The organism is Bartonella sp. AA86SXKL (assembly GCF_042196885.1).
This window is the reverse complement of sequence record NZ_JBHIRE010000037.1, coordinates 1-7,405: the sequence shown is the minus strand read 5'-3', so window position 1 is coordinate 7,405 and position 7,405 is coordinate 1. Positions and strand designations below refer to the sequence as shown.

The following is a 7,405-nucleotide window of genomic DNA, read 5'->3' as shown; positions in this document are numbered from 1 at the left end:
TATCGGTTCGTGCGTTTGCGAAGAAGATGGGTGTTTCACATAATGCAGTGGTTTCTCGGATAAAGACAGGTAAATTTGATGCGGCTCTTTTTGAAGATGGTTCTGTCAATGAAGCCCTTGCAACAGCCATCTGGAATGAGAATCCAACAAAGCGCCCACCCCCATTTTTAGCGCCTGATGGAAAGGTACGGACAAAGATCAAACAAGCCTCCACAGATGGAGCCAATGAATACAAGATAAAACTGGAGCGAATGCAAGTTGCGCTAGCAAAAGAAAAAATTGCTCTGGAAAAGTTACGCGAAACCACTGTTGATCGTGAAGAAGTGAGAAAAGAAGCATGGAACTTTGGAAGAGCGCATCGAGATACAATGCTCAATTTTGCCTATCGCTTTGGTACTGAAATTGCGGCGCAAGTGGGATGTGATGCTGCGAGCCTTATTGGAGCTATCGATCATCATATGCGCAAAGCTTTAGTGGAAAATGTCGTCCCTGTTTCTTTTCACGATCCCAACATTTTAGAAGAGAATCCAGAACATGATAAGTGATGCTTTGCCCTCGTCCTCTGATGCTGGGCTCTTTTTTTGCTATGCGAATGAAGGACGCCGTCCTGACCCGCCTTATACTGTTTCCCAGTGGGCTGATAAAAATCGTTATTTGAGCACAGTTACGAGTGCTGAGCCTGGATTATGGAGGACTATACGTACCCCCTATTTACGAGAGATCATGGATAATCTTTCTGTTTATGATCCGACTGAAACAACGGTTGTGATGAAGGGGGCTCAGATTGGAATGTCGGAAGCAGCATTGAACTTTTGTGGTTATGCCATTCATCATAGTCCAGGACCTGCCCTTTATGTGATGCCGACAGTTGAGACCGCTAAGAAACTGTCAAAGTCTCGTCTTGATCCGATGATTTCAGCTAGCCCTGCTTTAAGTGAACGCATTGCTCCTGCTCGTGCAAGAGACAGTGGTAATACCATGTTTTCAAAGGAATTTTATGGGGGGACATTGATGATTACAGGAGCAAATAGTGCTGCTGGATTGCGTTCTTCTCCTATTCGCTATTTGGTTTTGGATGAAGTCGATGCTTACCCATTGAATGTCGATAATGAAGGCGATCCTGTAACAATTGCTGAAAAACGAACCTCTGCTTTTATTCAACGTAAAATTTTTAAATTGTCCACGCCGACACACCGTGACACAAGCCGTATTGCCAAGGATTTTGTACTAGGAGACCAGCGATATTACAACGTGCCTTGTGATGCATGTGGTACACTACAGCCGATTGTTTGGTCACAAATCAAGTGGCAAAAAGGCGCCCCCGAAAAAGCTGTTTTTGTTTGTGCGCATTGTGGTCATGAACATGCCGAACATCGTAAGTCCACCTTAATGGCAGAAGAAAACGGTGCTTGCTGGATCGCAACACAGGAGTCAAGTAAGCCTCGTCTGCGTTCTTACCATATTTCAGCGCTTTATTCGCCATGGCTGACTTGGGGCGATTGTGCGCGCGAATTTTTAAGAGCCAAAGAAGACCCTGCTCTTTTGCAAGTTTTTATTAACACAGTGCTTGGAGAGCCATGGGAGGACAGAACAGGTGAAGTTGTTGATCCAGACAGCCTCTATGCAAAACGCGAAGATTATCCCCTTGCACCAGAACAATCCGTCGTGTTGACAGCAGGCATTGATGTGCAAAATGACCGCTTGGAACTTGAAGTGGTGGGATGGGGGCGTAGTGAAGAAAGTTGGCATATTGATTATCAAGTGATCCTTGGTGATCCCTCTTCTTTTGAAGTATGGGACCAGCTGGATGAATATCTTGCAAAACGTTGGCCGCATCCAGGCTATAAAGAGGGGATTAGGATAACAGCAGCTTGTATTGATACCGGTGGTGGACATACACAGGCGGTTTATAATTATGTGCGCCCGCGTGAAGGGCGGCGTATCTGGGGCATTAAGGGGCAAGCGGGATGGCGTGCGGTATGGCCACGCCGACCAAGCAAAAACAATAAGGGGCAGATTAATCTCTATATTGTTGGTGTTGACGCGGCAAAAGATATTATCACGGCACGGTTTAAAAAATCGGGACCTGAAGCATCAGGGGCTGGTGCAACACACTTTCACAAAAGCCTTGACCAGGAATATTTTGACCAGCTAACCGCTGAAAGAAAAGTCATCAAATATTTCAAAGGCTTCAAGCGTATTGAATGGCAAAAAAGTGAAAAGGCAAGAAACGAAGCCTTGGACTGTAGGGTCTATGCTTATGCGGCTTTACAAGGTCTGATTTCGGCGGGAATAAACCTTAATCGAGAAGTTGATATCTTAGAAGAGCGTCTGGAAAAACTTAAAATTGAAGGCGCTTTAGAACAGCCAACATCAGAACATGTGCCCTCTCCTTCTCCAAGAAGATCTCAGACAGCACAGCCTCAAAAGAAGCCATTCAGAACAATGATGAATCCTTATATGCGAGGGGATTGGAGGTAATTTGTGGGTGAAACTTTAGAACCAATTAACAGCAAAATTGAGAGACTTGAAAACTTAAAAAGGCGGCGTGAACAAATTGAAGAAGCTCTTTATTCGGGAGCACAATCGGTGCGCCATGGCGATAAGCAAGTAAGCAACCGCTCTGTTGAGGAACTGCGCAGAGCGCTTGAGATGCTGAACACACAAATAGCCAACCTTGAAGGGCGCAAGCGTTCACGCGTTTTCTATTTTAATATATCACGAGGCTATTAATGGCTGGCTTTATCAATAAACTCACGGGCTTTTTTAAAATTTCTCGTCAACACAATCCCCATTTTGAAGCGGCAAGCAAAAGCCGCCGTATGGGTGGTTTTGACCCCGCCAAAAAACATATCAATAAAGCCATTGAGGAATGCGGTGATACCATTGTTGCTCGTTCAAGATGGCTTTATGACAATGAATCTCTTTATGGGTCTGCAACAGAAGAATGGGTCTCTGCGGCTGTTAGTGATGGGATTAAACCCTATCCTCGTATTGAAGGTTTTCAAGAAGAAAAGAAAAAGCTTTTAGACTTATGGTGGCAATGGGTTGATGAAGCAGACTATGATGAAGATGCCAATTTTTATGGACTTCAAGCAACCATTGCACGAGAGGTCTTTCTAACCGGAGAATGCTTTGTAAGATTACATTATGTTGATCTCTACGGACGCTCTGGTGTACCGCTTCAATTACAAGTTTATCCCACCGAAATGTTGGACCTTTCCTACAATGGACCGGCTGAGATTGAAGGCAATTACATTCGTATGGGGATTGAATTTAATGCCAGTGGTAAGCGCGTTGCTTATCATTTCTGGGAACATCACCCCTATGATGATTGCCCTTTCAACACAGTCTTTGAGAGTCAAGAACGCATACGTGTGCCTGCTGAAATGGTCATTCATATCAAAGAGCGCCGGATTGCTGGACAATTGCGCGGTTCTCCAAAAATAACGCGCTGTATGACAAAGATCTTTCAACTCGAATCCTATGATGATGCAGAACTTGATCGAAAAAGGACAGCGGCTCTTTTTGCGGTGTTTATTACAGGAAAGGAATCTCATGATGCGGCATTAGAGGAAAATCGTGAGCAAACGACGCCCCCAAAGAAGACTGAAGAGGCACCTGACGTGGATAAAATTTATCCTGGATCGGTCAACATGGTCGATGGCGAAAAACAAATTACATTTTCAACCCCTGTTGAGGTTGGTGGTTCTTACGAGGCTTTTCAATTTCGCAATATCTTGAAAATTTGTGCAGCACTTAATATGCCTTATGCCGTTGTGACTGGAGACGTTACGCGGGGGAATTTTTCTAATGTGCGTACCTCTATCATTCAGTTTAGACGGCACGTCAAACAATGGCGTGAACATATTATTGCCTTTCAGTTTAACCGCATTGTTTGGGAGCGTTTTGTTGAAATGGCAGTGCTTTCTGGATGTGTCAATTTGCCAGGGTGGGAAGAAAATTCCTTGCCATGGCTTCAATGTGAAAGCTTTGCACCCCCGCTTGAAATGATTGATCCAAACAAGGATATCTCAGCGGAAAAAGAAGAAATCCGTGCAGGCTTGAAAACACGACGCATGGCACTTGCCGAGCGCGGCTTTGATATCGACAGCATTCATGCCGAACTGCAAGAAGAGCACACAGACGCTCGTGCGCGCGGCTTATCTTTTGACACGGATATGGCAGCGCCTTCTGGTGAAAATCAAGCGATTGATGATGAAGATTCAGAGACTTCTGAGACTTATGAAAACAACCAAGGCAGTAAGGCGCAGACAAATGGTGAATAATCTCGACATGCCGTTTTTGGCATCACGGCTTTTTGGAGTTCCACACATGCTTGCCTCCACAAAGCTTGATATTATTCTCAATGCTCTTGCTCCACGGCTTTTTGAGGGAGAAAAGTTTGCCCCTGGGGCTTTTGCGCAAGGGGATACAACGGCTTTAAGACCCCCTGAAACTTATGTAGTACAAAACAATGTTGCCATAATACCGGTTCATGGCACGCTTGTACGCCGCGGTGCATGGCTTGGGGCTTTATCGGGTTTGACTTCTTATGAAGGTTTAAGGGCTTCTTTTCGTGAAGCCATTGCACAACCTGATGTTCGTGCTGTCTTACTTGATATTGACAGCGGCGGTGGAGAAGCCGGTGGTGTGTTTGATTTGGTTGAAGAGTTTCAAACACTCTCAAAACAATACGACAAGCCCATTTGGGCACATGCCAATGAGTTTGCTTGTTCAGCGGCTTATGCCATTGCTTGTTCTGCTTCTCAAATATGGGTAGCTCGCACAGGGGTTGTGGGCTCGATTGGGGTTGTTTGTGCCCATCTTGACCAATCCCGTGCAGATGAAAAACACGGGCATAAATGGACCTTTGTCTTTGAAGGTGATCACAAAACCCATGGCAATCCTCATGAACCCTTGAGCGATACAGCACAGATAAAAATGCAAGCCGATTGCGCCCTGCTCTACGAGATGTTTGTCGATTTGGTGGCGCAAAACAGACGCTTAAATGCTGCTGCAATTCGTGACACAAAAGCAGAAACTTTTATAGGCACCCAAGCGATCACGCTTGGATTAGCAGATGCGCAGGGCACCCTTGCGCAAGCTTTGGAAGCCTTAACGGATTCCATATCACAAAACCCAACATCAACAGAAAAAGAAGGACAAAACACATGGCACGCACACAATACCGCGCTGAAGAAGAGGATGACGAAAAGATCGTCGACATCATCAATGACGAGGAAGAGGACGAAGACGATAGTGACATCGACAAAAACGCCGAAATCTTTGACGACGAAGAAAACGAAGATGAAGATGAAGACAATGAGGACAAGCAGGAAAACATAAAAGCTGCTCTTGAAAAAGAAAGAAAGCGCGCAAAAGCACTAACAACCCTTGAAAGGCAAGCAAAGCACTTAGGCGTTTCTTTTGACGCAGCAAAAGCTATTCAAAACGGTATGAGTGTCGAGAAAGCACGCCAGTGTGTGTTGACGGCTGCTAGCTCTCAAAGCGCGTCTTTAAAAGTCTCGCCTTATACCCCTCATAGTGATGGGACGAGCAAGGCAAAGATTTATGCAAAATGGGAAGCAGCTTGGAGGGCAGTGAAATGACGAATATTATTTATGACGACGTACGCAATGGCGCTTATCTTGGACCCTACGACCCCGATATGTCAAATGAAGAAGTGCTGTTTGCATCAGGAGCATTCATTGAAGCTGGAACTGTCATGGGGAAAATTACAGCATCACAAAAATATACCCCCCTTAATCCAGCAGCAGCAGATGGCAGTCAAATCCCTGCGGGGATTTCTTTTGCCACTATTGACGCAACAGAAGCAGATCAACGTGCCGTGATTACAGCACGCTTATGCACTGTAAAAGCTTCTGAACTGCTATGGCCAGATGCCATCACGGATGAGCAAAAGAAAGCAGCCATTCAGTCTTTAGAAGACAAAAACAACATTCTATTGCGATAGGAGAATGCACACATGGATATGAATTTTTTTAAACATGATGCTTTCTCAAGCATCACAATGATGAAAGCCATTGAAAACTATGAGTTTCAACCTGGTCTTGTAAGTTCTCTTAATCTCTTTGAAGAAGTTGAAACCAGTACCACAGTGGTTGGGATTGAACGGCGTGATAATACATTTTCGCTTATTCAAACCAGTGAACGTGGCGCACCTTTGGCAGAAGGTGATAGAGAGGGTCGTAATCTTCGGTTTTTCAAAACAACACGGATTGCCAAAAGTGATACCGTGAAATCAGAGGAAATCCAAAACCGGCGTGAATTTGGGACAGAAGATCAACTCGAGACAGCAATGAAATATATTGCCAGAAAACAAAAGAAACTGATTTCTGAAATCGAATTGACATGGGAAAACATGCAACTTGGCGCTGTTCAAGGGGTGGTACTTGATGCCGATGGCTCTGTTATTGTCGATTGGTACAAGGAATGGGAAATCGCACCACCAAAGCCGATTGACTTTAAATTAAATAATGAGACAACCAATGTTGCGGACCATGTTGATCAAGTCATTATGAAAATGATTGAAGCTTCAAAAGGAGCTTTTTCTGATCGTTCACGCATTATTGGGCTTTGTGGAAATGAATTCTTTTCCAAGTTGAAAAACCATAAAACAATTCGTGAAACCTATCTCAACACAGCTCTTGCACAAACTTTAAATAGTGCTGGAGGTGTTGCAACACCAAGTTCGATTGGCTCTGGGAGCTTTGGTAGTTTTGACTTTGCGGGTGTGACTTTCATTAATTACCGGAGTATTCACAACTATAATGTGAGTGCGAAGGCTGGAACAAAGCGCGCCATAGGCATTAAGCCGGATGAATGTCAATTCTTGCCTGCCAATGCACCGGGAGTGTTTCAAAAAACCTTTGCACCGGGAGAAAGTTTGGATTTTGCCAACACGGTTGGAAAACCGCTCTACACCATGTTGATCGTTGATAACGACCGTAATGCATGGGTAAAGCCGGAGGTCTATAGCTATCCGCTTTACATTTGCACGCGTCCTGAAATGCTGTTCAAAGCAGTTATAGGAGCGAAATAACATGCGATGGCACGGGCTGCTAAATCAAATGGTTAAAGATGTACGCAACACCTTTGGGCAGCCCGTCATCTACACGCGAAAGGACAATCAACAATCGTTTCAAATTACAGCGATTTACACCATTAAACATTCGGAATCGGACGCCGGTGGCAGAATCTCTACGACAATCGCAAAAAAGGAACTTGATCTTTGTATCAATGACATCGGGGGAATACCACCAAAACCTCAAGATAGTATTGTGATCATCTCTCCTGAAAATAACAAAGCCCCCTCTCAAGAGCACTTCGTGGTAACAGATGTCCAAGCCTCTGAATCCGGTATGTATAAGCTTATCTTGCG

General features: G+C 44.6%; 9 protein-coding genes. All 9 read left to right on the top strand.

The window, feature by feature from the left end:
• The coding region (locus tag ACFIO5_RS08935; RefSeq protein ID WP_375633857.1) for a hypothetical protein at positions 1-545 on the top strand (545 nt) is incomplete at its 5' end.
• Entirely contained in the window at positions 535-2,481 is a 1,947-nt protein-coding gene (locus ACFIO5_RS08930) for a phage terminase large subunit family protein (RefSeq protein ID WP_375683221.1), read from the top strand. The genes ACFIO5_RS08935 and ACFIO5_RS08930, both read left to right, overlap by 11 nt.
• A gap of 3 nt (positions 2,482-2,484) precedes the next feature.
• Positions 2,485-2,733 carry a phage head-tail joining protein gene (locus ACFIO5_RS08925; protein WP_375613951.1) on the top strand — a complete coding sequence of 83 codons (249 nt, stop codon included), beginning with the start codon at positions 2,485-2,487 and terminating at the stop codon, positions 2,731-2,733.
• Positions 2,733-4,289 carry a phage portal protein gene (locus tag ACFIO5_RS08920; protein WP_375705258.1) on the top strand — a complete coding sequence of 519 codons (1,557 nt, stop codon included), beginning with the start codon at positions 2,733-2,735 and terminating at the stop codon, positions 4,287-4,289. Before ACFIO5_RS08925 ends, ACFIO5_RS08920 begins: the two co-directional genes overlap by 1 nt.
• Positions 4,279-5,349: a S49 family peptidase gene (locus tag ACFIO5_RS08915; RefSeq protein ID WP_375637129.1), complete on the top strand. Its 1,071-nt coding sequence runs from the start codon at positions 4,279-4,281 to the stop codon at positions 5,347-5,349. The genes ACFIO5_RS08920 and ACFIO5_RS08915 overlap by 11 nt, the downstream gene beginning before the upstream one ends.
• The gene (locus tag ACFIO5_RS08910; RefSeq protein WP_375692945.1) at positions 5,232-5,612 is read left to right on the top strand and encodes a hypothetical protein; all 381 of its coding nucleotides are present in this window, start codon (positions 5,232-5,234) and stop codon (positions 5,610-5,612) included. Before ACFIO5_RS08915 ends, ACFIO5_RS08910 begins: the two co-directional genes overlap by 118 nt.
• A complete protein-coding gene (locus tag ACFIO5_RS08905) occupies positions 5,609-5,977 on the top strand; it encodes a head decoration protein (RefSeq protein ID WP_375647906.1) in 369 nt (122 codons plus the stop codon). The genes ACFIO5_RS08910 and ACFIO5_RS08905 overlap by 4 nt, the downstream gene beginning before the upstream one ends.
• Before the next feature lie 12 nt (positions 5,978-5,989).
• On the top strand, positions 5,990-7,066 hold the full coding sequence (locus tag ACFIO5_RS08900) for a major capsid protein (RefSeq protein ID WP_375697147.1): 1,077 nt from the start codon (positions 5,990-5,992) through the stop codon (positions 7,064-7,066).
• 1 nt (position 7,067) lies between these two features.
• Positions 7,068-7,405: head-tail joining protein (locus ACFIO5_RS08895; protein ID WP_375705257.1), on the top strand; the 338-nt coding region annotated here is incomplete at its 3' end.